The sequence below is a fragment of the Providencia sp. PROV076 genome (genome assembly GCF_028483405.1).
Taxonomy (GTDB): Bacteria; Pseudomonadota; Gammaproteobacteria; order Enterobacterales; family Enterobacteriaceae; genus Providencia; species Providencia huaxiensis.
The window spans coordinates 29164-55753 of record NZ_JAMPRR010000030.1; the positions used below are offsets into that span (position 1 = coordinate 29164).

The 26590-nt window shown below is 40.6% G+C and carries 18 protein-coding genes and 2 pseudogenes; 11 read left to right on the forward strand and 9 right to left on the reverse strand.

Translation table 11 applies throughout. From position 1 onward, the window contains the following. The first annotated feature begins 47 nt into the window (after positions 1–47). Together PSF67_RS17555 and uhpC are read left to right on the forward strand one after the other, a co-directional pair. Complete coding sequence (locus PSF67_RS17555; protein WP_195697509.1) at positions 48–677, forward strand: NAD(P)H-binding protein; 630 nt, start codon at positions 48–50, stop codon at positions 675–677. 184 nt (positions 678–861) lie between these two features. Further along, the gene (uhpC, locus tag PSF67_RS17560; RefSeq protein ID WP_164455324.1) at positions 862–2187 is read left to right on the forward strand and encodes an MFS transporter family glucose-6-phosphate receptor UhpC; all 1326 of its coding nucleotides are present in this window, start codon (positions 862–864) and stop codon (positions 2185–2187) included. A gap of 57 nt (positions 2188–2244) precedes the next feature. Here the strand turns inward: uhpC and PSF67_RS17565 are convergent, their stop codons facing one another. The 5 genes from PSF67_RS17565 to PSF67_RS17585 all read right to left on the reverse strand — a co-directional run bounded on the left by PSF67_RS17565 (position 2245) and on the right by PSF67_RS17585 (position 7536). Beyond that, entirely contained in the window at positions 2245–3189 is a 945-nt protein-coding gene (locus PSF67_RS17565) for a DUF1177 domain-containing protein (protein ID WP_195697507.1), read from the reverse strand. Further along, entirely contained in the window at positions 3189–3914 is a 726-nt protein-coding gene (gene pepE, locus PSF67_RS17570) for a dipeptidase PepE (protein WP_210844667.1), read from the reverse strand. Before pepE ends, PSF67_RS17565 begins: the two co-directional genes overlap by 1 nt. After that, positions 3907–5112 (reverse strand): aminotransferase class V-fold PLP-dependent enzyme, encoded by a 1206-nt coding sequence (locus PSF67_RS17575; protein WP_272677339.1) that lies wholly within the window; start codon positions 5110–5112, stop codon positions 3907–3909. The genes pepE and PSF67_RS17575 overlap by 8 nt, the downstream gene beginning before the upstream one ends. Before the next feature lie 17 nt (positions 5113–5129). Next, positions 5130–6758, reverse strand: coding sequence for an OPT/YSL family transporter (locus PSF67_RS17580; RefSeq protein WP_272677340.1), 1629 nt, complete (start codon positions 6756–6758; stop codon positions 5130–5132). A 64-nt stretch (positions 6759–6822) separates the two neighbouring features. Further along, the gene (locus tag PSF67_RS17585) at positions 6823–7536 is read right to left on the reverse strand and encodes an IclR family transcriptional regulator (protein WP_102137469.1); all 714 of its coding nucleotides are present in this window, start codon (positions 7534–7536) and stop codon (positions 6823–6825) included. A gap of 494 nt (positions 7537–8030) precedes the next feature. Between PSF67_RS17585 and galE the strand changes: the two genes are divergently transcribed. The 6 genes from galE to PSF67_RS17615 all read left to right on the forward strand — a co-directional run bounded on the left by galE (position 8031) and on the right by PSF67_RS17615 (position 15484). After that, positions 8031–9056 carry a UDP-glucose 4-epimerase GalE gene (galE, locus tag PSF67_RS17590; RefSeq protein ID WP_272531157.1) on the forward strand — a complete coding sequence of 342 codons (1026 nt, stop codon included), beginning with the start codon at positions 8031–8033 and terminating at the stop codon, positions 9054–9056. 12 nt (positions 9057–9068) lie between these two features. Continuing rightward, positions 9069–10121 carry a UDP-glucose--hexose-1-phosphate uridylyltransferase gene (locus PSF67_RS17595; RefSeq protein WP_272531156.1) on the forward strand — a complete coding sequence of 351 codons (1053 nt, stop codon included), beginning with the start codon at positions 9069–9071 and terminating at the stop codon, positions 10119–10121. An 80-nt stretch (positions 10122–10201) separates the two neighbouring features. Continuing rightward, positions 10202–11356: a galactokinase gene (gene galK, locus PSF67_RS17600; RefSeq protein ID WP_272531155.1), complete on the forward strand. Its 1155-nt coding sequence runs from the start codon at positions 10202–10204 to the stop codon at positions 11354–11356. 34 nt (positions 11357–11390) lie between these two features. Next, entirely contained in the window at positions 11391–12431 is a 1041-nt protein-coding gene (gene galM, locus PSF67_RS17605; RefSeq protein WP_210844672.1) for a galactose-1-epimerase, read from the forward strand. Positions 12432–12584: 153 nt separating this feature from the next. Then, positions 12585–13589, forward strand: a complete 1005-nt coding sequence (locus PSF67_RS17610; RefSeq protein WP_166267918.1) for a substrate-binding domain-containing protein — start codon at positions 12585–12587, stop codon at positions 13587–13589. Between the two features lie 263 nt (positions 13590–13852). Then, positions 13853–15484 carry a sodium/sugar symporter gene (locus PSF67_RS17615; protein WP_102137475.1) on the forward strand — a complete coding sequence of 544 codons (1632 nt, stop codon included), beginning with the start codon at positions 13853–13855 and terminating at the stop codon, positions 15482–15484. Positions 15485–15704: 220 nt separating this feature from the next. On the opposite strand, the gene PSF67_RS17620 is transcribed toward PSF67_RS17615, so the two are convergent. Together PSF67_RS17620 and PSF67_RS17625 are read right to left on the reverse strand one after the other, a co-directional pair. After that, the gene (locus tag PSF67_RS17620; protein ID WP_272677344.1) at positions 15705–16508 is read right to left on the reverse strand and encodes a DUF4198 domain-containing protein; all 804 of its coding nucleotides are present in this window, start codon (positions 16506–16508) and stop codon (positions 15705–15707) included. Positions 16509–16522: 14 nt separating this feature from the next. Further along, positions 16523–18496: a TonB-dependent receptor domain-containing protein gene (locus tag PSF67_RS17625; RefSeq protein WP_272677347.1), complete on the reverse strand. Its 1974-nt coding sequence runs from the start codon at positions 18494–18496 to the stop codon at positions 16523–16525. A gap of 351 nt (positions 18497–18847) precedes the next feature. Between PSF67_RS17625 and PSF67_RS17630 the strand changes: the two genes are divergently transcribed. From PSF67_RS17630 to PSF67_RS17640, 3 genes are all read left to right on the forward strand, one after another. After that, positions 18848–20452, forward strand: a complete 1605-nt coding sequence (locus tag PSF67_RS17630; RefSeq protein ID WP_272677348.1) for a class I SAM-dependent DNA methyltransferase — start codon at positions 18848–18850, stop codon at positions 20450–20452. Further along, positions 20442–21845: a restriction endonuclease subunit S gene (locus PSF67_RS17635; protein ID WP_272677351.1), complete on the forward strand. Its 1404-nt coding sequence runs from the start codon at positions 20442–20444 to the stop codon at positions 21843–21845. The genes PSF67_RS17630 and PSF67_RS17635 overlap by 11 nt, the downstream gene beginning before the upstream one ends. Before the next feature lie 122 nt (positions 21846–21967). Beyond that, positions 21968–25258, forward strand: a complete 3291-nt coding sequence (locus PSF67_RS17640) for a type I restriction endonuclease subunit R (RefSeq protein ID WP_272677352.1) — start codon at positions 21968–21970, stop codon at positions 25256–25258. Positions 25259–25448: 190 nt separating this feature from the next. On the opposite strand, the pseudogene PSF67_RS17645 reads toward PSF67_RS17640, so the two are convergent. Then, positions 25449–25792 (reverse strand): annotated as a pseudogene (locus PSF67_RS17645) (IS3 family transposase); the annotation flags it as partial. Positions 25793–25824: 32 nt separating this feature from the next. After that, positions 25825–26586, reverse strand: a pseudogene (locus PSF67_RS17650) (IS5 family transposase). Positions 26587–26590 lie beyond the last annotated feature (4 nt).

A 26590-nucleotide genomic window follows, 5' to 3' on the forward strand; every position in this document is an offset into this window, starting at 1 on the left:
GACAAGGCTATAATTGAATTTCTCCATTCATTGCATGGGTGAATAAAATGAAAATATTACTTTTAGGTGCGACAGGCCTTGTGGGCAGCCATGTTTTATCATTGGCTCTGGCAGACTCTCGTGTGACTCAGGTGATAGCGCCAACACGACATGCATTAGTAGAACATGAGAAATTACAAGCACCTATTGTTGATTTTAATCATTTGCCTGACGAGGCTGCATTATGGGAAGTCGATGCTGTGATTTGTGCGCTGGGCTCAACCCTCAAAGCGGCGGGCTCGAAGGCGGCATTTCGCCAAGTAGACTACACCTATCCTTTAACCTGTGCGCAGCTGGCCAAAAAATGGCGTTGCCCAACATTTGTATTGACTTCAGCGTTGGGGTCAAATGCGAAGTCACCATTTTTCTATAGCCGAGTCAAAGGGCAGCTTGAACAAGATTTAATGTCACTGGGTTTTGATTCTTTAACTTTGGTTCGGCCGAATGTGATTGGTGGTGAGCGTGAACATACGCGTTTGGGGGAAGTCGTTGTGATACGAATTATTTCTTTTCTATCATCTATATTGCCCGCCAGTTGCCAAGTTAGCCCTGCAACACATATTGCGAAGGCATTATTTGAATCCGCAGTGAGCCCCACTAAAGGGGTTCATGTTATTTCATCTAAACAGCTTATATAACACTGGGTAGTTCATTTTTCTTTTGAATGTTATAGGGAAGAGATAAAAATATTCATTTCTTGATGAAGGTAACACTTTGTAATAAAACTGTAATAAAAATGTAACAATTAGGTGTTTTTACTTATTGTTGCCACTAAATTATTGTCATATTTTTGCCTGCTTGTACTTTTAGCCGGGGTTGAATATGTCAATATTTAAAGAACAACCAGATATACCAGTAACAATGTCGAAATCTGAAATCGACGCTAAATATAAATACTGGCGATTACACTTAATGATTGTCAGTTATATTGGCTATGCCGTTTTTTATTTCACACGCAAAAGCTTCAATTTTGTTATGCCTGAAATGCTAACTGATTTAGGTATTACAAAGGCCGATATAGGGATGGTTGGAACCGCATTTTACCTGACTTATGGGGCATCTAAATTCCTTTCTGGCATCATTGGTGACCGTTCAAATCCACGTTATTTTATGGGGATTGGCTTGATAGCGACAGGGGTTGTAAACATCCTGTTCGGGCTAACCTCCTCAATCAGTATGTTTATCGTGTTGTGGATGGTAAATGCATTTTTCCAAGGTTGGGGTTGGCCGCCTTGTGCAAAAATACTTAACACATGGTATTCACGTAATGAACGTGGGCTCTGGTGGGCCATTTGGAATACATCACATAATATTGGTGGCGCGATAATTCCAATTCTATCTGGCGGTGTCGCATTAGCCCTTGGTTGGCGCTATGGGATGATCATACCGGGAATTATTGCCATTGTGATTGGTATTGGATTATGTATTTTATTACGTGATAGGCCTCGGACAATGGGCTTGCCGACGGTTGGTGAATGGCGAAATGACCTTGAAGAATTAAAATATGAAGCCAAAGGGGCGGGTTTACCTTTAGGCAAAATATTGAACGAATATATCTTTAAAAATAAAGTATTATGGGTTCTTGCTATATCATATGCGGTGATTTACATCGTCAGAACAGGGATAAATGACTGGGCAAACCTGTATTTAATTGAAGAGCACGGTTTTAATTTATTGTCGGCCAATGCTGTCGTCATGATGTTTGAAATTGGCGGTTTCTTTGGTGCAATTGTTGCAGGATGGGGCTCCGATTTAATCTTTAAAGGAAACCGTGCGCAAATGAATGTTATTTATGCGCTCGGAATTATTATCACGTCATTCTGTTTATGGATTGTTCCTGTTGATAACGAATATGTATTTTCTTTCTTATTCTTTATGACCGGGTTCTTCATTTTTGGTCCTCAATTCTTGATTGCGATGGCAGCCGCTGAAAACTCGCATAAAAATGCCGCAGGAGCATCAACAGGGTTTGTTAGCTTGTTTGCGTATATAGGGGCATCAATCGCGGGGTATCCATTGTCAATCGTCATTGAAAAATACCAATGGAATGGCTTCTATTCCTTGCTATTAGTCTTATCCATTTTCTTAATTTTAATGTTAATTATTGCAATGATAATGACGAAGAAAAAAGTCAGTGTAGAAGGCTAGTACAGCGTGATTTATGAATGACAGAGCCCACAAATGTGGGCTTTTTACTTTCGAAGGTTACCCCTGAATCTGCGCTAATGAACCATATAAATCATAAAGCCTCTCATATTCATCTTGCTGATAAAATCGAATTTTATCCCAGCAAAATTGCTTAGCGACTTCTACAGTAAACCGCATGGCATCGATTAACTCGCTTTCATAACTTGCGCCTGTTTCACTGCCGGGAACAATCGACTTAGCCGTAATGGCAAGGCCAACAACAGGTGCCTGTGTTGCAATATGCGGTTGCATTATAGAATTAAAGTGATAAACACCGTTATCATAAGGAGAAATGTCTTGTGTGGTGATAGGAAACGTCTTTGCCACATCTCCTGTTGCATACTCCAGTAAGCGTACTAAATCAGGTGCGACGCGTAAAATATAGCCTTGCTTAGCCGTGGGAGAAATAGCAATCCCTCGCTGCTTAATGATGCTGTTTCCCTTTGATGTATCGATGGATAAAATAGCATCCATCTGTTTATCGACTTCATATTGGTTCATGGTATTGGATGAAACTGGCATTCCCATAAAATCGACAGGGTCATGAGGCGTAATCGAAACATGCGTGGCGATATGAGAGCTAATTATTACGTCCCCTTTGAGGGTTTGCCCCTTTGCTGCCATATCCAACAACTTCATCGCGCTGGCAAAAGCGACAATTGACCCATCTGCATCAGAAACTATCCCAATACGACTCGGCTGTGCCTGCTGTGCACCTAAACGACCGATAATGCCTAAAGTCGGGTAAGCGCCTCCACGGTGTTTGCCCTCAGAGCCTGGGATCAATACTTTTATAAAATGGCATAACTTACTCGTATCCTCTGGGGATTCATAAGGAATAGAAATAACAGTGATGATGGCATCACTTGAGCCAACAGAATGAAGTAGCGCTGCCATTTTTTCGCCATCAACATCAGGGGTGTCTAATAAGTCATAAACTTGGCTTAGATAATTCAAAGACATTATTGCACTCCTTTAATCATATTTAATTTGAATGGCTTGTTGGTAGCAATTTCTTCAATCTTATTAGGTCCCCGTAACCATAAGGCATTTTGCTCACCTAAAATGGTGCCATGGTCGTTTTCAATAAATAATGCAGTACCTTCATACAGTGCGATCAACTCTTCCATGGGGTTAATCGTTAAAAACTCATTTAACCGCTCTTCACGGCTTTCTCCATTATGGCCAACCGGTTTACCAGAAATAAAATGCGGATTAATTTGAAATGGGCAAATATTCAGTGCATTAAATGTAGGGGGTTGGATAATTGGCATATCATTGGTGGTGCGAATACTCGGTGTTGCAACATTACTGCCTGCACTCCATCCCATATAGGGAATGCTTTCGTATTTAACTCGTTGTGAAATCAGCTCTACTATGTTTGCATCATATAGGCGTTTTAATAAAGCAAAGGTATTTCCGCCACCAATAGCAATCGCTTGTGCTTGTTTAACTGCCGCAACAGGGTCGCTAAAGTGATGAATTGATGTTAACTCATAACCTAAAGCATTAAATACTGGTTTCACAATCGCTTCAAAATCATCAAAACTGAATGTAACTGCAGCATAAGGAATAAATAAAATACTTTGTTTTTTGTGTTGTAATAAACGATGGATTTGTTCGTCCGCATGTTGTAAATAATTCATATTCCCCATACGTGAGCTGCTCATTAATAACGCATTAGTCATTGCTATATTCCTTTTTGATTTCTTTTATTGAGTTAATTAATAAATCAATCTCTTTTTCACTATTAAAATAATGAAGTGATAAGCGAGCCATTTTTTCTATTTGATAGAACTCTAATATCGCGGTTGCCATAAAGTGACCTGATTCAATAATGATATTTTTAGCTTCTAATTTTTGCATTAATAAATCAGAGGGAATTCCGTTAATATTAAATGGAATTATTCCTATTCTCTGGTGGCTATTATTAGGACCATAATTTTCGACACCAAAAAGTTGAGATAATTGCTGCATTGCATATTGAGTAAGTGTTTGGTTACGTTCCTCAATTTGCTCAATACCGATATTTACTGCATAGTCTAAAGCCGAATCTAAACTAATAATAGCCGGAATATTTGGGCAACCCGCTTCAAAACGTTTTGCCGTTTGAGGCAGAATAATGTTCCCTGTTTGTGGGTCAATTGAGCTATTCCACCAACCGACCAGTGTGGGGGATAATGATGGGACCAGTGGTTCACGAACAAAGAGAATGCCACTGCCTTCTATAGCTCTCAACCCTTTTCGGCCACATGATGACATAAAGTCACATTGCCATTTTTGAACATTAACGTTATACATTCCAATGGCTTGTGAAGCACTAATATGGCTAAGTACACCATGCTTTCTGGCTATCTCACAAATAGCCTGCACAGGTTGAATTACCCCAGTTATGTTAGATAGCGCAACGAAACTGATGAGCTTTGTCTTAGAGGTTATCGCTTGCTCGATAGATTCAGGTGAAAGGACACCATAGCTATCCGCACTCACCTTAATAATTTTTATTCCTTTTTCATGCGCTAACAGTTGCCAAATTGCAATATTGCTGAGCATCTCAGTATCAGGGATTATCACTTCATCGCCAGCTTTCCAAGAAACACCTCTAGCAATCAAACTGATAGATTCTGTACCATTTTTGGTAAATGCAATTTCACTGGGCTTTGCTCCGATAAATGCGGCCAACTTTTTTCGACAAATTTCAACTTGCTCATAAGTTTGCTTGCGGAAGCTCGGTAAATAAATCCCTTGCTCTGCGGTTTTATCAAGATAGCGCTTTACTGCGTCTATTACTGGTTTGGGCGGTGGTGCCGCGGCTCCCGTATCAAAATAAGCGTAATGTTGTGAAACTAGCGTGTCTTTTTGCACTTGCGACCAGATATTCGTCATTATTATTTCCTATAAAATTATTTAGCCCAGAAGGAAAGTAGCTTCGCTTTGAGGGTTGGCAGGAAAGCTTTAGCCGTGGAGTAAAGAGCATCGCCGGCAATAAGCCCACCAGCGAAAGTTGAAATTTTATCGGAACTGATATTGAAGAAACGCTCAATGATAATTCGAACTGCGAGTGCGGTAAGAACAGTCCAACCTGCAATAGGATAGTTAATCATTAAGCCAGTTGAGAAGAGTACGCCAATCTGATTTTTAGCACCGCCAATCAACTGAATGATGGCTCCCGGTATGGCCCACAATAGCAACATCATCGCCACATTTGAGGAGCTTCCTGCTTGGATAGTAGCAGCATAAAGCCTTGATGCAGGAACGATTTTGTCTTGTTCGAAATAAAAATCGTAGGTAAGCGCAACCACCACCAAGGCGCAGAAAAAACCGATAATAGCGGCAAAATATTGTTGTTTTCTTCCATAATGTTCTGCAGATTGGTTTTTACCATAACCGCGGATCATAAACCCCGTTTTTAGGTCAAAACCCATATCGGCAAAAGCAGGGCCTGTCGCGGCACAAAAACCGACTAAAACAGCTAATGCTTCAGGAGGGAACCCCAGTAAAATGCCAATCATCAATGAGATAAGAGCTGCTGCAGTTGCAGGAAACCAGCCAGAATGCATTGCAGCCATACCCACAATCATCTCTTGGATTAAAGCGGCTAAGGTCGCAAAAATGAGGAACCCAATAAGTTGCGGCAATGTCATAGTGGCAAATATTTGGCTAATAAATGTGAGTGCTAACGCGGTTAAAAAGTAGAAAATTGCCCCTTTGATTAAGGTTGACTTGATACGTTTGCTACTTTGGCGTAATTCATCACTCTCCTCGTTTTGTTGCTGACTATCTTTCTTGTTGCGAAATACAATGGCTCCGATTTGGATTAAGGCGACGATACCTGCACCAATCATCACACCATGTGGGACATAGTTTTCATATAAATTATAAGTAATTAGCCCTGACTCAGAAAAACCACGAATAAGTAGTCCAACAGCAAACATGAATAACGCGAAAATACTGCCAATCAACGCGATCCCTGCGGATGCCATTGGGATACCAAAACCTGCACCGATGGCTCCAGCAGCAAAGCCTGTCAGCAATGCGCCAAGACGCTTTCCACCTTTATTTCCTGCCCATAAAGTTTCTGCGGTGGCAACACCAGCAGGCCAAGAAGCGCTGGCAGGATAGGCGCGGGTATTAAACAAACCATATAAAATCGTGCCATCAATGATAATCGCAACGAAAGCCCCAGCCATCATCGGATAAATTAATTCAGGCATACCCAACACCCAAGGTACACCGATGGCAACCATTAACCCATTTGCTGCAGCAAAGGTTGCTGCAGAGATGCTGGTTTGAATTAAATTTTGTGCATCTATAAATTTAAATGATGCGAAAATAGAAAGCGGGACACGAGATAATAAAATGGCGAGAACAGCTCCGATAATTGATGTGTTTGCGGAGATACCTAGTGTGACAATAATCTGAATGCCAATAATAGCACCAACAAAAAATAATATAATTATTGCGATGAGTAGTGCTGGGGAAAAAATAGATACACGTACCTCAGTATCATTTTTATCATGAGATATATTCATAGAGTTACCTATTTTATTTTAATAATTAATAACTGCTTTTTATTTTATTAATTTCACCATAGGTTTAAAATATGGCAGATAATTTACTGGCTGTGGATTTTAATAATGGGTAATACTCGGTTAAATTTTTACTTTGGCTTGATGCTGCAATGCATAACGAGCCTAATACTCCTTTTTCAAAAGAAAATATAGGAACGGATAACCCTTGTGTTCCTGCTAAATAAGCTTCTTTTGAATATGCATATCCTTCTTCAGCATAGAGACTTAATTGCTTTCTTAATAAGGTGTTATTTTGCAAATTATGTTTAGAAATATATTCATCGATATAAGAAATATCCATTGAGCTTAAAATTATTTGTGTAAATGGGGCTTCATGTAAGCTCAACGCTTCTCCTTCTTTAGATGTAAAGCGGATAAGATGGTCACTTTCTAAAATGAAATTACAAATAGCGATATCATTGTAACGGCGATAAATAAATATGGTTTCATGTGTTTTATCAGCGAGAGGGCGTAGGTAGTCACTCGCTAATTGTGAAAAATGGCGTGTGTTATTGGCTAAATGACCGATTTCAATACACCGCAAGCCTAATAAATATTCTTTATTCTTATTTTTTTGTAAGAAACCTTGCTCTTCTAAAATATTAAAACCCCGCTGTATGACGGAAGGGCTCTTATCAAGATGACGAGCTAACTCACGCACTCCCCATATGGGCTTGTTGATTGAAAAGCAATCTAACAAGGTTAATACGAATCCAGCAGATTGTAGTCGGTTATTCATAGCTTCCCCTGTTTGTAATCAATTGACTTAGCACTATTGTTATATTTTTGTTCCTGATGCAGGAACAGTGTGCCGCTTTGTAATACAAACATATTTAGATGAAACAATATGCAAAGTAAATGATTTGTTGCATCCGTGTTAAGTTGGTCACTAAAACAGTTCTTATTATTTATCTTTTTTTCTTGGTTTTGCTGTAATTATTTGAAATTAATCTATTTTTTTTGGTTTTTAGCTGTTCCTGTTAGCGAAACAATGGAAAAGACGCAAATAGATAAATAAGTTATTGGTGAGAACAGGAGAATTTGTTTAGCTTGAATGATCTTTTCCTGATGCGGTTCATTTTATGTGAGAAATAGGCTATTTTATAATTTTGTGTAAACGTTTACACTAAGTCGAGATTGATCACAGAATCTTATCCCAACTCGTTGTTATACTCCGTAGCAATGACACGTTGGAAGACAGAATGTAATTTAGGCTGTATTGGGGGGAAAGAGATGCAACAGGTTGAAATACTCGTTACAGGCGGGCTTGGATATATCGGTAGTCATACTTGTGTTCAATTAATAAAGGCTGGGCTATCGCCAGTTATTATTGATAATTTGTGTAATGCAAAGCGAGAAGTGCTTAATCGTATTGAGGCATTAACCGGTGTACGTCCGGTGTTTTATCAATGTGATGTCCGCAACGAGCAACAACTAGCATCTGTTTTTTCTTCTCATCAATTTCATTCAGTTATTCATTTTGCAGGGCTAAAAGCGGTTGGAGAATCAGTAGAAAACCCCCTTAAATACTATGATGTTAATTTTAATGGAACATTGGTATTAATGCGCTGTATGCAAAAAGCGAACGTGAAAAGTTTGATTTTTAGTTCGTCAGCCACGGTATATGGCGAACCCAGTTGTTTACCTATCACTGAAACGTTTCCAACGGGTAATACACAAAGCCCTTACGGCACGAGTAAATACATGGTTGAGCGTTGTTTATCTGATGTATTTCACTCAGACCCGTCATGGTCATTAACATTATTACGCTACTTTAACCCTGTTGGTGCCCATCCATCGGGTTTGATGGGAGAAGACCCGCAAGGGATCCCAAATAACTTAACGCCTTATATTACCCAAGTTGCGGTGGGAAAAAGAGAAAAACTGGTGATTTATGGAAACGATTACCCTACGGTAGATGGAACGGGGGTTCGTGATTACATTCATGTCATGGATTTAGCAGATGGCCATGTTGCCGCCCTGCAAGGGGTTGGAAATCAAGCTGGATTACATTGCTACAATCTAGGCACGGGTAACGGCACCAGTGTTTTGCAAATGTTACATGCATTTGAAAAAGCAGTTGGAAAAACCATCCCTTATGTGATTGAACCCCGTCGTGCTGGGGATATCGCAGAATACTGGTCCACACCGGAAAAAGCGTACCGCGAACTCGGATGGCAAGCGGAGCGAACCTTAGAGGATATGGCGGCTGACAGCTGGCGTTGGCAATCAAAAAATCCCAATGGTTATGAGGTTTAGGAGATAAATAATATGAATACAATGCCATTTAACCCTTCGGATTGCCCTCATCGTCGCTATAACCCATTAACGGGGCAGTGGGTGTTGGTGTCTCCTCATCGAGCAAAACGGCCGTGGAGTGGTAAAGATGAAAAGCCATCAATAGAGGATTTACCTCAATATGATGAGCATTGCTTCCTTTGCCCAGGTAATACACGGGTTTCCGGGGAAGTGAATCCTAACTACCAAGGGACTTATGTCTTCCAAAATGACCATGGTGCATTATTAGCACAACCCTGCGCCCAACCTGATAATCAATCTGAATTGTTTCAATCACAATCGGTGAGTGGCGTTAGCCGGGTGATCTGTTTTTCACCTGACCACAGTAAAACGCTGCCAGAGCTGTCTGTATCTGAAATTGAAGGCGTTGTCGAGACATGGCAGCAACAAATCGCTGAGTTAAGTGAGCATTATGCTTGGGTTCAGGTTTTTGAAAATAAAGGGGAAATAATGGGGTGCTCTCAACCTCATCCTCATGGACAAATTTGGGCGAGTGATTTTTTACCAAATGAAATTGCACGCAAGGACCATTTTCTTGCGCAATATTACCAACGCCATGGCCGTAATTTATTGATTGATTACATTAAAGCTGAACAACAAGATGGCTCACGTATTGTTGTCGAAACTGAAGAGTGGATTGCACTTGTCCCTTATTGGGCGGCTTGGCCATTTGAAACCATGCTATTACCGAAACGACACATTCGCCGTATGGATGAAATGAGTGAAGCCATTCGCGCAGACCTTGCTGTTGCGCTAAAAAAACTCACAAGCCGTTACGATAATCTATTTCACTGTTCTTTCCCATATTCAATGGGATGGCACTTTGCGCCTTTTATGAATGAAAGCCAAGGCATTGAACATTGGCAATTACATGCCTTGTTTTATCCACCATTATTGCGCTCAGCGACAGTAAAAAAATTCATGGTGGGGTATGAAATGTTAGCGGAAACCCAGCGAGACCTCACACCAGAACAAGCCGCACAACGTTTGCGTGATGTGAGTGACTGCCATTATAAGCAAAGCTAAACCGCTAAATAATTTATCAAATTACAATTAACTTAGCTGTTTGCTGGGTTAAGCAAATTATGCATTAAGGATAATTAAAAATGGAAACGTTAAAGCAAATTGTTGCCACGTCGTTTGAAAAAACCTTTGGCTATCAACCTGAAGTTTATGTTCAAGCCCCAGGGCGCGTGAATATTATCGGTGAACATACGGACTACAATGATGGTTTTGTTTTACCTTGTGCCATTGACTACCAAACGATGACCGCAGCGTCAAAACGTGATGATCGTATAATCCGAGTCGTTGCAGCTGACTACCATAATGAGTGCGATGAATTCAGTTTGGATAGCGAAATTGCATTTTTGCCTGAAAAAATGTGGGCAAACTATATTCGCGGTGTTGTGAAGTTTCTGTTACAACGCGGGTTTTCATTTAACGGTTGCGATATTGCTGTGAGTGGAAATGTACCGCAAGGGGCTGGTTTAAGTTCTTCTGCCTCACTCGAAGTCGTGATTGGGCAAACACTGAAAGCATTGTATCAATTAGATATTAGTCAACAAGATATCGCACTTAATGGCCAACAAGCTGAGAACCAATTTGTCGGTTGTAACTGCGGCATTATGGACCAACTTATTTCAGCGTGTGGTGATGAAGGCCATGCTCTATTGATTGATTGCCGCAGTTTGGCACTATTTCCTATTTCCATACCTGATGACTTAGTTGTGATGATAATTAATTCAAATAAACAACGCGGCTTGGTTGGAAGTGAATACAATACGCGTCGCCAACAATGCGAAGAAGCCGCTAATTTGTTTGGGGTGAAAGCGTTACGCGATGTCACTTTTGATGAGTTTTTGCAGAAGCAACATCAATTATCCCCTATCGTTGCCAAGCGAGCTAAACACGTGATCAGTGAAAATGAACGTACTTTGGCGGCAGCAAAAGCATTGACACAGAATGACTTATTGCAGCTAAGCGAGCTAATGGCGCAATCACATATTTCTATGCGTGATGATTTTGAAATTACAGTTCAAGAAATTGATACTCTAGTGGATATCGTTAAGTCCGTTTTAGGTGCTCAAGGCGGGGTGCGAATGACTGGCGGAGGCTTTGGTGGTTGTGTGGTGGCATTAATGCAGCAACAATGTGTGCAGCCTGTGATTGACGCAGTAGAAGCGCAATATCAGAAAGCGACAGGTTTGCAAGCCGATATTTATGTTTGCCAACCAAGCTCAGGCGCGAGTGTGGTGCGTTAAAACTAAACTAATATATTGAAAAAGTTGAGATAAAATGCCGTTTACTCAAGAGAAAGACCCGACATTAGGTACGCCCAAAGTCATCGCGTTGACCAATAAAAATGGAATGGAAATTACCCTGACAAGTCTAGGGGCAAGTTGGATGAGTTGCATTTTGCCGCTAGCGAGTGGAAAACGGGATGTCGTTTTAGGCTCACCGAATGTGGATAAACACACAGAGCAGGACGTGTACTTGGGCGCAACAGTAGGGCGTGTGGCTAACCGTATCGCAAATGCACGTTTTTCCATTCACGGTGAAAATTATTCAGTATCAGCCAATCAAGGAGCGCATTGCTTACATGGTGGGAAAGATAATTTTAGTTATCGGATTTGGGCGGTTTCGCAACTGAGTGCTCAACAGGTTATTTTTTCACTCACCTCACCGGATGGTGACCAAGGTTTCCCCGGGGAATTAAAGGTTGAGGTGAGTTATGAATTAACGGATGAAAATCAAGTGATTATCCGTTATAAACACCAAACCACGAAGGCCTGTCCTGTAAACTTAACCAACCACACTTACTTTAATTTGGCGGGGGAAGGTAGCGAAAAAACGGTGTTAGATCACGCTCTTACTATACACGGCGATTATTATTTACCTACAGATAAAGCAGGGATCCCGAGTGGAGATTGGCGTGATGTTACGGGGAGTTATTTTGATTTTCGCCAAAGCAAACTCATTGGTCGTGATTTTCTACAAGATAGTGACCAAGTTGCGGCTGGGGGCTATGACCACACTTTTGTGCTTGATTCAGCCTGTATCGATGGGCGCAAATCAGTGGCATCGTTGAGCGCTCCTGAGGGAGACGTAAAGATGAATATTTTTACAACGATGCCCACCATGCAGCTTTATACAGGGAATTATTTAGTTTCAGTGGCAGGTAAAACCAAATTGTATACGCCTTTTTCCGGTGTGGCATTTGAAACGCAGTTTCCACCCGATGCCGTTAATCACCCCGAATGGGGAGAGCGATACAGCCCAATTTCACAGCCTAATCAAATTTATTGCAGTGAAACCTGTTATCAATTTATTTTCTAAATCTATATATCATTAACACCGCATTTAAGCGGTGTTTTCTTTTTTGCACCATAAACCGATTATTTTAATTTAAATAATTTTAATATGCGTTATGCCATTGTTTTTAATTCTAGCGCATTGTTTAATAAGCCATCCTAATTGTAGAGGTATACGATGGCGACAATCAAAGATGTGGCAAAAGAAGCAGGTGTTTCGGTTGCAACTGTTTCTCGAGTGATTAACCAATCACCGAAGGCGAGTCAAGCTTCTATTGTCTCAGTAAAGAGTGCAATGAATAAGCTGGGTTATCGCCCCAATGCCGCTGCTCGTGCTCTTGTGAACCAAAGTTCAAATACCATTGGGGTGTTAGTTAACGATGTTTCCGACCCTTTTTTTGGCGTTATGGTCAAAGCCGTTGATGGCGTAGCGCATAAAAACGGTAAACATATTCTGATTTGTAATGGTTACCATAATGCCAAGGAAGAGCGCCAATCTATTGAGCTATTGATCAACAACCGCTGTGATGCCTTGGTGATCCACTCGAAAGCCCTTGATGATGCAGAACTGCTGCAATATGCGAAAGAAGTCCCAAGTATGGTACTAATAAACCGCCATATTGATGAAATTGCAACCCGTTGTATTTCATTAAATAACTACAAGGGCGCCTATTTAGCAACAGAACATCTCATTCGACATGGACATACTAAAATTGCGTACATTTCTTCAAATCACCAAATTGAGGATGCCGTGCAGCGTTTACAGGGTTATCGAGATGCGTTAAAAAATAATGGCATTCAACTGTCTGATAGTTATATTGAATATGGTACGCCTTATGGAGAAGGCGGGGAGCAAGCGATGACTAACTTGCTGATAAAATCACTCGAAATCACAGCGGTCGTGGGTTACAACGACTTTATGGCTGCGGGAGCCATCGCGGTATTAGATGAAAATGAAATTCACTCACCAGAACAGGTCTCAGTCATTGGTTTTGATGATGTGTTGATTGCCCGCTATATCCATCCACGCTTGACAACTATTCGTTATCCTATCCAAATGATGGCAGAAAAAGCCACTCAACTAGCGCTCTCTTTAGCAAGAGGGGAAAAAACGACAGGTGAAAGTTTGATTTATTCTCCGACATTGGTTCAACGTAATTCAGTTAGGCCTTTGCACGCCTAATTATTTTATAGTCCATAGAATGACGAAAAAAAATGTAAACGTTTTCATTTGTATTTGATGAACTTCACGAATTTATTATAAAACAGGTTTGTTCTCGCCACTTTCTCTCTACTTCTCAGTTATTTTTTGTATTGATTCCGGCTATTTAGCTTACTAAGTTAATATTTTAGATGATATTGTGAAAATATGTGATTCATTTAACGGTGATATTTTGTGGTAACGTTTACACTTGCTTTGTTATCACTTGGCGAAGGAATTTGACTATGCAAACTGAAGGGGTTGGGTTAAGCACATTAGATTACGGAATATTCATTCTGTATGTGCTTGTCATTATTAGTGTTGGTCTTTGGGTTTCTCGAGATAAAAAAGGGCAAAAGAAAGGTACAAAAGACTATTTTCTAGCAGGAAAAACATTACCTTGGTGGGCAATTGGTTCTTCATTGATTGCGGCAAATATCTCAGCAGAGCAGTTTATTGGTATGTCGGGCTCTGGCTTTTCAATAGGTTTGGCTATCGCGTCCTATGAATGGATGGCAGCACTAACACTGATTATTGTCGCAAAATACTTTATGCCAGTGTTTATTGATAAAGGCATTTTTACTATTCCAGAGTTTGTTGAAAAACGTTTCAATAAAACGTTAAAAACGATCTTAGCCGTGTTCTGGCTGGCATTATTTATCTTTGTTAATTTAACTTCAGTTCTTTATTTAGGGTCGTTAGCACTACAAACAATCCTAGGTATCCCAATGCATTATGCTATTTTTGGCTTAGCATTATTTGCAGTGATTTACTCTCTTTATGGCGGGCTGTCTGCGGTTGCGTGGACGGATGTTGTACAAGTTTTCTTCTTAATTTTAGGCGGCTTTTTAACCACAATAATGGCGGTAAGCTATATTGGCGGTGATGCGGGGTTATTCGCAGGTATGAGCCGTATGGCAAGTGAAGCACCCGCGCATTTTGAAATGATTTTAAGCCAAGACAACCCACAGTTTAGTAATTTACCCGGTATTGCAGTGTTAATTGGTGGTTTATGGGTTGCCAATTTATATTACTGGGGCTTTAACCAATATATTATTCAACGCGCATTAGCCGCTAAGTCTATTAATGAAGCGCAAAAAGGCTTGGTTTTTGCCGCATTTCTTAAACTCATTGTCCCAATCCTTGTTGTCGTACCGGGTATTGCGGCATTTGTGATTGTTTCTGACCCTGCATTACTGGCGGGATTAGGAACGATGGCACAAGAACATATACCAACACTGGCCCAAGCGGACAAAGCTTACCCATGGTTAACTCAGTTCTTACCAGTAGGCGCTAAAGGGGTCGTGTTTGCGGCATTAGCTGCGGCTATCGTCTCTTCTTTAGCTTCCATGTTGAACTCAGTGGCAACTATTTTCACCATGGATATCTACAAAGAATACATTGCTCCATCAACCGCGGATCATAAATTAGTGAATGTCGGGCGGATTAGTGCAGTCGTTGCGTTAATCGTTGCATGCTTTATCGCCCCATTACTGGGTAACATTGGACAAGCTTTCCAATATATTCAGGAATATACGGGGTTAGTTAGCCCAGGTATCTTAGCCGTATTCTTATTAGGTTTGTTTTGGAAGAAAACTAATGCGAAAGGGGCGATCATCGGTGTGCTGCTCTCAATTCCGTTTGCATTATTCTTAAAACTGATGCCGTTAGGTATGCCATTCCTAGACCAAATGATGTACACCTTCTTCTTTACTGCGGTTGTGATTGGCTTAATTAGCCTGACAACGGCAAAAGACGATGACTGTGAGGGTGCAATTATCCTAACGTCCGAAACGTTTAAAACGTCGAAAGGTTTCAATATTGCGTCATACGCAATTATGGTTATCTTGTGTGTTCTATATGCACTGTTCTGGTAACGAAATACATCGAACAAGCTGATAAGTAAAATGATAGCATAAGGCGGGAAAGGTAACTCCCGCCTTATTTTTTTGCGTTTGTTAAGCGCAATAATGGCTTATCATAAACACTGAAATCAGACTAACTATCTATTGCCCCGAACCCCACGAGAAAAAGCTATCTCACCTATAATTCAATTTTATCTATGAGAAAGCTTTCAGAGCAGTAAAAAGATTGCGATTAACGTTTAAATGACAACGTTGCTACCGCCACACTTTCATCACATCGCTCACTATTTTCAAATGGTTGCTTATACTTAGTTAACAACATCCATTCACCGGCAGGTAAATGTTTAACGGAAATAATGCCATTATTATTACTCGTCACTGAATACTCCGCTGTATGTGGCGGGTGCTTTGATTCGTTATTAGCGGTATGACTATGGTTATGACTATTTTTAATATACTCAGCAGAATCTATTTCAACTTGACTATAACTAAGTGGCTTACCACGGTAAAAAACCTGAAATAAATCTACCTGCTCATTTTTAGAAAAAATATTATTAATTGGAACTATTTCTAATTCTTGTCCTATTGGTTTAAAGATATAACTATCTAATTTGATATTACCGTCACTCACTATCGTTTTAGCGAATTTAACGCTAAACTGGCAATAGCTCGCTTGTTCTGCTTGTTGCTTATTTAATGGCCGCCACCCCTTCTTAGTTCTAGACCAAAACATCGGTTTCATATTTGTTGATATAATGAAATTATCGGCATTCTTTAGATTTTGCTTATATTCATAAACATAATCTGCTCCTGTACTTTCTAATGGTTCACTTCCTTGTTCTGTCGTTATTTGCGGTAATACAAAGTAATCCTGTCGATTAGGTAAACGTCCTTTCGACGGGAAATCATGGCCATAGCCAATCTCAGCAATAATACGGTCGCTTATTGGCTTAGCTGTGAGCCAAACATCATGAGCGGACGCTATAGATGTCATCAACAATGTGGATAAACTAATCGTAATTAATTGGTATTTCATTTCAGTATTCCTATTTACCATTGGTAACTAACAAAAACATTAACAGAGCGGCCCGCAATAGGAGCACCTTGAATTGAATTCGCTTGCTTATTTAATGCATTATCTAAAACTAACGCAGCTGTTACGCCTTTTAGATTTTCGAGAGGTTGATAATCCACAGAAAATGTATTTAAAACATAGCCTGCTTGAGTGTCTGTGCCTGTTTTCACATGGCGAGCTGGCGCGACAAAAGTGCCTCGCCAACCGACGGATACTCCACTGAGTGATGTGGGTATTTCTAGAGAAGTGACCACCGTATCAGGACTTAAATTTCCTAACCATTCACGATTATTTGCATCAATTCCTTCAGTATGGTTATAGGATAGGCCTAATTTGAAATCACGATGTTCATAACTTGATTGGATATCCCATCCCCAAATTTTTGCTAACGCGACATTATTTGCATAGGTAATTCCCTTTTTTCTATCGACATGCGTTGCTATATAATTTTTCGCATGGGTATTAAAGTAGCTGCCTTTCAGTTCGATGTTATCTCCATCAGAGAAAATAGAATCAAATGTCAGTCCTACCCCAATCTCTTGTGAATTATTAGTTTCAGGTTTTAAGTTTGGATTTGGTACCCAATAATTAGGTTTCCCTCGTGAGTAAAAATGTAATCCATCACGATACATTTCTTCCATTGTGGGCGCCCGAAAGGCTGAGGATGCGGAACCAAATTGCATCAGCCAATCGGTTGGATTTAATACAATTGCGGCTTTTGGCGAGTAGTTGCTAGCAGTTAAATCACCATATTTTGAATTGCTACTTTGATAATGGTCATAACGAGTACCAATGATAAAAGTCATTGGTAAATCACGTAATGTAATCTCATCTTGGATTAGCCCTGAGTAAAAATTGATTTTCCCATCAGGGTAGACGGTTTCAGTACCTGAAGGTTGGTGCTTTTGATGATAAAATTCGCCACCTACAATAATTTGTTGACCAAATAATGGCGATTGGATCACACTCGTATTTGTTATTTTTGTTCCATAACTTGTGCTATTGCGGTGTTTACTTTTTTGTCCCGCAGGTGTTGAATGAACATCCACTTCAGAAGAATAAAGCCGTGTATTCAAATCAATTAAGCCTGAATAAGTAGGGTTAAAATGATAATTCATTTGTATATCACGCTGAGTAATATTGCGGTGATAGTATTCTGAATTATCAACACTGGGGCTAGTGACTGTTGGGTTTCCGGGTTCTTTTGATTTACTACTATAGTGTTTGATGCTGCCGCTTATACTTTGGTTTTCGTCAATCGCATATTCACCTTTGGCAAACAAACTATTATTTCCCTCATCATTTGGTGCTGAGTATCCATCTCCTTGATAAATATTACCTCGCTGGCGTTGACTCAGCGAAAGCAAGCCATCAAATTGTGCTGTTCGCCCATATGCCATCACACCTGTCCCATAGCTATGGTCCCCTGTTGCCCCTGCGGTAAATACGCGAAAGCCATATTTTTCGTTACCATTCAGAAAATCTTTTGCATTTACAGTACGATAATCAATGACTCCCCCAAGTCCACCGCTACCATACAAACTTGACATAGGTCCCCTGACAACCTCAACTTTTTGGATTAAAAATGGGTCGACAAATGTCGCACTTCCCTTATCCATTCCAGTGTCCTGTTTCACGCCATCAACCAGAACTAAAACCCCATTTTTGTTATAACCCCGTAAGTTAAATGTTTGCCCATTAGTACGACCTACGCCAACTTCACTGAGCCCCGCGATCCCTTTTAACAGTCCCCCTGCAGTCATTGAGGTATAAGTTAATGCCGTATTGTTGTGTACTACATTAACGATGGAAGGTGCTTCAAATTGTTCCGTTTCTATACCTGTTGCTGTGACAGTAATTGTTGAGTCTTTTGCAGTAGAAACGGCAAAACTCGAATTATGGCTCCCTAGAAATAAAATAAAAAAAGTTGCTAATGCTGTTGTTCTCATTAATAAACCCAATATAGATCCGATACGTGAAAGTTATGTTATAACATAACAATATAACTTCAAGTTTTTCTCTCTAATTATTTTGAAATTATTATTTTGGATTTTGCTGCCGATACCACGCTAATTCTCTAATTTTGTTGTGTATCAGCTAATTATGGGTAAGATCACATTGGACATTAAAGCGAATGTTTCAAAAAGAATTTCAGCGGTAGCCGCCCAAACCCATCTGATTTTATGAGATAATCTTCTTCATACCTATTTTGTATACATTATCGGCAGCTGGCGTAAAAACAATCAACACTAACTCAGTGCTCTCCGATAATAACTGATAAGAAAAGAGAATCTATCGACATGGCAAAATCACCCGCGAAAAAACCAACCAAAGGCTTTGAAGAAACCCTTTGGGATACCGCTAATCAACTGCGTGGTAGCGTTGAATCCTCTGAGTATAAGCATGTGGTACTCAGTTTGGTGTTCCTGAAATTTATTAGTGACAAATTCGAAGCCAAACGTAGCGAATTAATCAAAAATGGTCAGGAAGCCTTTGTTGATATGGATGTTTTCTATCAACAAGATAACGTTTTCTTTTTGCCGCAACAGTCCCGCTGGTCTTATGTGCAAGAGCGTGCGAAACAAGATGATATCGCGGTGATTATTGATACTGCATTATCCACCATTGAAAAAAGCAACGCATCGCTGACGGGCGCATTGCCGGATAACTATTTTTCTCGCCAAGGGCTTGAACCGAAAAGGCTCGCCTCACTTATCGACAGCATTGAAAACATCGATACCCTTGCCACGGAGTGTGGGGTAGGGGAAGAAGATCTCGTCGGCCGTGTTTATGAGTATTTTTTAGGGCGCTTTGCTGCGAGCGAAGGTAAAGGCGGGGGCGAGTTCTATACCCCAAAATCGGTAGTAACCTTACTTGCTGAAATGTTAGAGCCTTACCAAGGTAAAGTGTATGACCCGTGCTGCGGCTCAGGCGGTATGTTTGTGCAGTCGTTGAAATTTGTGGAAAGCCACCAAGGGAAAAGCAAAGATATTGCGATTTATGGGCAGGAGCTGACCAGTACCACCTATAAACTGGCGAAAATGAACTTGGCGGTGAGGGGGCTGACGGGCAATTTAGGGGAACGCCCAGCGGATACCTTTTTCGCAGACCAACACCCTGACTTAAAAGCCGACTTTATTATGGCGAACCCGCCGTTTAACTTAAAAGATTGGCGTAATGAAGCCGAGCTGACCAACGACCCACGTTTTGCGGGGTTCCGTACCCCACCGACGGGAAACGCTAACTATGCGTGGATTTTGCATATGTTGTCTAAGCTCAGTGAAGACGGGGTTGCGGGCTTTGTGTTAGCCAATGGTTCGATGAGCTCGAATACCAGTGGTGAGGGCGAAATTCGCCAAAAACTCATCGAAGATGACCGTATTGAGTGCATGATAGCTTTGCCCGGTCAGCTCTTTTTTACCACGCAAATCCCCGTTTGTTTGTGGTTTATCAGTAAAAGTAAACACGCCAGCGCCAAATATGGCTATCGTGATCGCCAAGGGGAAACCTTGTTTATCGATGCGCGTAATATTGGCACGATGATCAGCCGTACCCAAAAAGAACTTACAGGTGAGGATATCGCCACTATCGCTGATACCTTCCATGCATGGCGCAGTAGCGAAAGTGAACTGAAACGTCGTGTTGCAGCCAATGAAATCAGTATTGAGCACTATCAAGACCAAGCCGGTTTTTGCAAAGTTGCCTCCCTTGACGATATCAAGGCCAATGATTTTGTACTCACACCCGGGCGCTATGTCGGTGCTGCGGAAGTTGAAGATGACGGTGTGTCGTTTGAAACCAAGATGCAGGAACTAACCCAAACTCTTTATCGCCAGATGGATGAGGCGGCAGAGCTTGATAAAGCTATCCGTAAAAATATGGAGGCGCTGGGGTATGGGGAGTAAATTTAAGTTGGGTGAACTGTTAAGTTTATTAACTGACTATCATGCTAATGGGGCTTATAAAAAGCTAAAAGAAAATGTTGAATTACTCGATGAACCTGATTTTGCTGTAATGATTCGTACAACTAACTTTGAACAGGAAGATTTTACTAATAATTTAAAATACATTAACAAACATGCTTATAGTTTTCTTGCAAAGTCTAAGGTGTATCCTAATGATATAATTATGAATAAAATAGCGAACGCGGGGTCTAGTTATTTGATGCCCAACTTGAAAGTTCCTGTATCATTAGCTATGAACCTTTTTTTGCTTAGAGTTGATGCAGCAAAAGCAAACCCAATATATGTTTACCTTTATTTGAGGATAAATGAGGCATATGTGAAGAGCTTTGCTAATGGTTCAGTAACTAAAACGATCACAAAAGATGCAGTTAGAAATTTAGAGATTGAACTACCAAGTCGAACTATTCAAGATCGAATCGCTGAGCAGTTTATTTGTATTAACGACAAAATCACACTTAATCGTGAAATCAATCAAATTCTCGAGCAAATGGCGCAAACTCTATTTAAATCCTGGTTTGTGGATTTTGACCCTGTGATTGATAACGCGTTAGATGCTGGTTTTTTTGAGCAGGATTTAGCCTTCTCTGATGAATTATTACGTCGAGTTGAATTGCGTAAAACGGCGCGTGAAAGTGATAAGTTTAAGCCGTTATCAGAAAATATTCGTCAGTTATTTCCTGATGCTTTTGAAGAAGGTTCAGAGCCTGCGTTAGGGCTTGGGGGATGGGTGCCAAAGAGTTGGTACTATTCTTCAATTTATGAAAGTATGGATATCATTTTTGGTGCTCCATTTAAGTCAAATCTTTTTAATGATTTAGGTGAAGGAAAACCAATTATTCGTATTCGAGATTTAAAAACAGGCACGCCACAAGTATTTAGTGTAGAACTGCATCCAAAGAAAACACAAATAATAGCTGGGGATATTATTGTTGGAATGGATGCAGAGTTTAGAGCGACTATTTGGTCTGGGGATGATGCTTATTTAAATCAACGATTATTTCTTGCAAAACCCAAAGGTACTAACATCAGTAATCTTTTTGTTAAATATTCTCTTGCTCCTCTTTTAGCTATAGAAGAAATGGCTCAGGTTGGAACAACAGTTGCTCATTTAGGAAAAAAAGATATAGATAAATTCAATATTATTTTACCTAATTCAAGTGTATTAGAAGCTTATAAAAAACAGAGTGATGATTTTTTAAGAAAAATAGTTGTCGGAATGAGAGAGAACAACACATTAACAAAACTCCGCGACACGCTCCTCCCTAAACTGATCTCTGGCGAGTTGTCTTTAGACGATATCAAAATAGACATTCCAGAAGAAACGCTCATCTAATTTATTCGACCGCTTCACATTTTTCTTATTGTGCAGCGGTTTTTGTTATCTAATCAATTAAACTAGCTTAATTAAAAAACGCGATAAAAAACAATTTATAAAACAGACAAGAAACCACTGACATGAGCCATATCTTCACCGAAGCCAAATTGGAACAGGCAATTATTGAACTGCTAGGACAACATGCAAACAATGCAGGAAAAACCTGCTATCCTCATTATGTCGGCAACACAATTCCACGCAAAGACAATAGCGAAGTGTTGATAGTGGATGACTTACGTCAGTACCTTGCTAACCAATATCAAGCAGATGGCATCACCGAAAGTGAAATCACCACGATTGTTCTGCAATTACAATCTTTGCCAGCCAGCGACCTCTACCAAAGTAATAAAACTTTTTGCCATTGGCTCAGTAATGGTTTTTTACTCAAACGCGAAGACCGCAAGCAAAAAGACCTGTATATCGAACTGATCGATACCCAAACATTGCCTGCTCAATTGGTTAAATTATTTGCCGGGGAAGATATCGTATCGGAGGCAGATAATAACCGCTATCGGTTAGTTAACCAGCTCGAAATCGAAGGGCAAGCCCGTGATGGGGGAGTCCAACTGCGCATCCCTGATGCAATTTTATACGTCAATGGTTTACCGCTGGTGGTCTTTGAATTTAAATCAGCGGTGCGAGGTGAAGAAGCTACCCTATTTGACGCATGGACACAGCTTTGCGTTCGTTATAGCCGCGATATTCCTAAGCTATTTGTTTATAACGCCTTGTGTATTCTTAGTGATGGCGTGAATAACAAAATGGGTAACCTATTTGCCCCTTATGAATTCTACTACGCATGGCGCAAAATCAGCGGTAACGAATCAACGGAAAAACAAGGTATCAATGGCCTATATACCCTGATCGAAGGGCTATTTCATCCCGTTCGTTTATTGGATGTATTGAAAAACTTTATTTTCTTTCCTGATACCAGCAAGACCCCAGTTAAGGTTTGTTGCCGTTATCCGCAGTATTATGCGGCTCGTAAGCTGTTTTACAACATCGAAAAAGAGCGTAAGCAGATAAACTCGGGCGGTGAAAACATCGGGGGTAGCGGTAAAGGGGGCACCTACTTTGGTGCGACTGGTTGTGGTAAAAGCTACACCATGCAATTTTTAGCGCGCTTATTGATGAAAAGCGTCGATTTCGCTAGCCCAACCATTATTTTAATCACCGACCGCACCGATCTTGATGAACAACTGGCAAAACAATTTTGCAATGCAAAAGCTTTTATTGGCGATGAAATTATTGTACCGGTCACCAGTCGACAAGATCTACGTGACAAGTTAGCAGGGCGTGCCAGTGGCGGGGTATTCCTCACCACCATTCATAAATTCACGGAAGATATTCAACTGCTTTCTGAGCGCAGTAATATTATCTGTATCTCTGATGAAGCTCACCGCAGCCAAATTAACCTCGACCAAAAAATCAGTATTAACCAAGAAGACGGCACGGTTAAAAAGACCTATGGTTTTGCTAAATATCTGCATGATTCACTGCCGAATGCCACTTACGTTGGTTTTACGGGAACGCCTATCGACGCCACCTTAGATGTATTCGGTGAAACTATCGATAGCTACACCATGACCGAATCGGTGAATGATGAAATTACTGTGCGCATTGTGTACGAAGGGCGTGCAGCTAGAATCGCCCTTGATAACAGCAAATTAGAAGAAATCGAACGCTATTACCAAGAGTGTGAAGCGCAAGGCACCAGCGAATATCAGATAGAAGAAAGCAAAAAAGCTACAGCGAACATGAACTCCATTTTAGGGGATCCTGACCGTATTGATGCGCTAGCGAAGGATTTTGCGCAACATTATGAAAAACGTGTTGAAGAAGGCTCGACTATCAAAGGCAAAGCGATGGTGGTTTGCGCTAGCCGTGATATTGCCTATGCATTTTATCAGAGCCTGAAGTTACAACGGCCAGAGTGGTTTGAGGCGAAACTGGCAATAGAGGGTGCTGAACTCACTGAGCAAGAGAAAAGCGAATTGATGCGCCTGCCGATGGTCAATATGGTGATGACTCGTGGAAAAGATGACCATGAGGCCATGTACAATTTGCTGGGAACGAAAGATTACCGCAGAGAGTTAGATAAACAATTTAAGAACCCGAAATCCAACTTCAAAATAGCCATTGTGGTTGATATGTGGCTGACCGGTTTTGACGTGCCAGAGCTGGATACTATTTACATCGATAAGCCATTACAAAAGCATAATCTTATTCAAACCATTTCCCGCGTGAATCGCCGTTTTGAAGAGAAAGAAAAGGGGTTAGTGGTTGATTATATTGGTATTAAAAGTCGCATGAATATGGCGTTGGCCATGTATTCGAAAGCGGATAAGTCTAATTTCGAAGATATTCAGCAATCTATCGTTGAAGTGCGTAATCACTTGAACTTATTGGCGCAAGTATTCCATAAATTTGATAGCGATGATTACTTTTCAGGTTCGCCAACACGACAGCTAGACTGCCTTAATCGAGCGGCTGAATTTATCCTGCAAACCAAGAAAGTTGAACTGCGTTTTATGGGGTTAGTGAAGCGGTTGAAAGCCGCTTATGATGTCTGTGTGGGCAGTGAAGATATTACTCAAGATGAACGGGAACACATTCATTTTTATCTCGCGGTACGCTCCATCGTTTACAAATTAACGAAAGGGGACGCACCGGATACAGCGCAAATGAACCAAAAAGTGCGAGAGATGATAGCCGAGGCCCTTAAATCCGAAGGTGTGGAAGAGATTTTCACGTTGGGTGATGACAAAGCGGAGACCATTGATATTTTTGATGATGAATACATGGCGCGCATCAATAAAATCAAGCTGCCAAACACAAAAATGCAGCTGCTACAAAAGATGCTACAAAAAGCCATTAGTGATTTTCAAAAGGTCAACCAACTCCAAGGGATCAACTTTTCCAAGCGTTTTCAAGCATTAGTTGAGCAGTATAATCAACGCAAAGAGAACGATGTGCTCAATGGTGAAGAGTTCGATGATTTCACACAGCAAATGGCAGATATGATTTACAACATCAAAACAGAAATGATGTCATTTAAAGATATTGGTATTGATATGGAGGAGAAAGCCTTCCTCGATATTTTGCAGCATATGTGCCAGAAATACGATTTCACCTACGATGACGCCAAAATGTTGGCGCTTGCTAAAGATATGAAGCTGATTGTTGATGACAGTACTCAATACCCTGATTGGAGCAACCGGGAAGATATTAAAGCGAAGCTGAAAGTTGACCTGATTTTATTATTGCACCGATATGGCTTCCCACCAGTGGCCAATGACGAGGTATATAAAAGTGTGCTGGAACAAGCCGAGAATTTTAAAAAATATCAGCTGTTGTTTGGCGCTTGCTGACATACCGCAGATTACTTCATTTTCCTTAGCAACTGCTTTTAGGTAGGCCGGGCTCGATTTTATTATCATAGTGTGCAATAACGTTTTGAGGCATTTTGAACCCTAAATTCAATGCCCTCTGGGTTGTTTGGAAAAGAAAAATATCAGTGACAGAAAGCCTACTATTCGCGATGTATGTGTTTCCGTTTAATGCAGAGCCGTGACTTAGGTGATGTAGTTCCTGAACTTGGCTCCGCAACTCGATACGCCTTTTATCTGGCTCAACAGAACGATATTTCCAGTATTTATAACTACTGCGATGAACCGCGAAAACATGGCAGAGAGTGACTATAGGATAATGCACTCTGAGCTTTCCGATTAACGCAAATTGTTCAGGGAGTCTGACATCAAGAGCGCGGTAGCCTTTTTTAATATTTCATTTCCCATTTCAATACGTTGAAGTTTTTTCTTTAATTCACGTATTTCAATTTACTCGGGTGTGATGGGGGACGCTTTTGGCGTTTTCCCAGCCCTTTCGTCCCGTAATTGCTTTACCTAGGGGCTGTTGATCTCTGTATAAAAATTACTCATCGGTATTTTGGTATCCACATCATGATTAATGAAAGGGCGACCATCGATGAGTAATTTCTTGCCAATTTATCATATCTACTTGATATGGCTCTAAAATGCTTAATCCGTGCGAACGCATTTTCAACAAAATGCCTTATCTTATAAAGTTCCCAGTCCATATGATCATTGTTTAATAGATTCACTTTTCGTCTTGGGATCATTGGCGTCGACCATTTTATATTCGTCAAGTAAGCACGAAATTTCTCACTGTCATAACCTTTATCCGCTACTGTGAAATCACATGTAGGGCTATTTGCAACTAATTCTTCAGCAAAAACAATATCGTTTCTTTGTCCACCGGATAACTCAAAATTGATAGGATAGCCATGACTGTCAACCGCTAAGTGGATTTTAGTAGAATTACCACCACGACTCTTTCCTATCTCTTCACTGTCTTCTGTTGCTGCTCCCGTAGCATGTTGATGATCTCAGACAATCGTTCCGTCAATGAAGAGGTATTTACTATCAGATGTTCGTGATAATTCATTGAATAGTAGACGAATAATCCCTTTTTTAGACCAAAGATTAAATCGTCTAAAAATCGTATTCCACTCCCCAAATGCTTTAGGAATATCTCGCCAAGGACAGCCCGTTCTCATTCGATATAGAATCCCTTCAAACGTCATTCGATGTTCGTATTTATTGTAAACTCGCCCTGTATTTTTCATCAGTTGAGATAGCATAACCCACTGTTTTTCTGTTAACATTGTTCGCAGCATGGTG

Excerpts from the sequence above, each read along its gene's own strand:
- PSF67_RS17555 (WP_195697509.1), top strand. The coding sequence starts at position 48 with ATGAAAATATTACTTTTAGGTGCGACAGGCCTTGTGGGCAGCCATGTT.
- PSF67_RS17595 (WP_272531156.1), top strand. The coding sequence starts at position 9,069 with ATGAATACAATGCCATTTAACCCTTCGGATTGCCCTCATCGTCGCTAT.
- PSF67_RS17575 (WP_272677339.1), bottom strand. The coding sequence starts at position 5,112 with ATGACGAATATCTGGTCGCAAGTGCAAAAAGACACGCTAGTTTCACAA.
- PSF67_RS17620 (WP_272677344.1), bottom strand. The coding sequence starts at position 16,508 with ATGAAATACCAATTAATTACGATTAGTTTATCCACATTGTTGATGACA.
- galM (WP_210844672.1), top strand. The coding sequence starts at position 11,391 with ATGCCGTTTACTCAAGAGAAAGACCCGACATTAGGTACGCCCAAAGTC.
- PSF67_RS17615 (WP_102137475.1), top strand. The coding sequence starts at position 13,853 with ATGCAAACTGAAGGGGTTGGGTTAAGCACATTAGATTACGGAATATTC.
- uhpC (WP_164455324.1), top strand. The coding sequence starts at position 862 with ATGTCAATATTTAAAGAACAACCAGATATACCAGTAACAATGTCGAAA.
- PSF67_RS17630 (WP_272677348.1), top strand. The coding sequence starts at position 18,848 with ATGGCAAAATCACCCGCGAAAAAACCAACCAAAGGCTTTGAAGAAACC.
- PSF67_RS17625 (WP_272677347.1), bottom strand. The coding sequence starts at position 18,496 with ATGAGAACAACAGCATTAGCAACTTTTTTTATTTTATTTCTAGGGAGC.
- PSF67_RS17585 (WP_102137469.1), bottom strand. The coding sequence starts at position 7,536 with ATGAATAACCGACTACAATCTGCTGGATTCGTATTAACCTTGTTAGAT.
- PSF67_RS17610 (WP_166267918.1), top strand. The coding sequence starts at position 12,585 with ATGGCGACAATCAAAGATGTGGCAAAAGAAGCAGGTGTTTCGGTTGCA.
- galK (WP_272531155.1), top strand. The coding sequence starts at position 10,202 with ATGGAAACGTTAAAGCAAATTGTTGCCACGTCGTTTGAAAAAACCTTT.
- pepE (WP_210844667.1), bottom strand. The coding sequence starts at position 3,914 with ATGACTAATGCGTTATTAATGAGCAGCTCACGTATGGGGAATATGAAT.
- PSF67_RS17580 (WP_272677340.1), bottom strand. The coding sequence starts at position 6,758 with ATGAATATATCTCATGATAAAAATGATACTGAGGTACGTGTATCTATT.
- PSF67_RS17565 (WP_195697507.1), bottom strand. The coding sequence starts at position 3,189 with ATGTCTTTGAATTATCTAAGCCAAGTTTATGACTTATTAGACACCCCT.
- PSF67_RS17635 (WP_272677351.1), top strand. The coding sequence starts at position 20,442 with ATGGGGAGTAAATTTAAGTTGGGTGAACTGTTAAGTTTATTAACTGAC.
- PSF67_RS17640 (WP_272677352.1), top strand. The coding sequence starts at position 21,968 with ATGAGCCATATCTTCACCGAAGCCAAATTGGAACAGGCAATTATTGAA.
- galE (WP_272531157.1), top strand. The coding sequence starts at position 8,031 with ATGCAACAGGTTGAAATACTCGTTACAGGCGGGCTTGGATATATCGGT.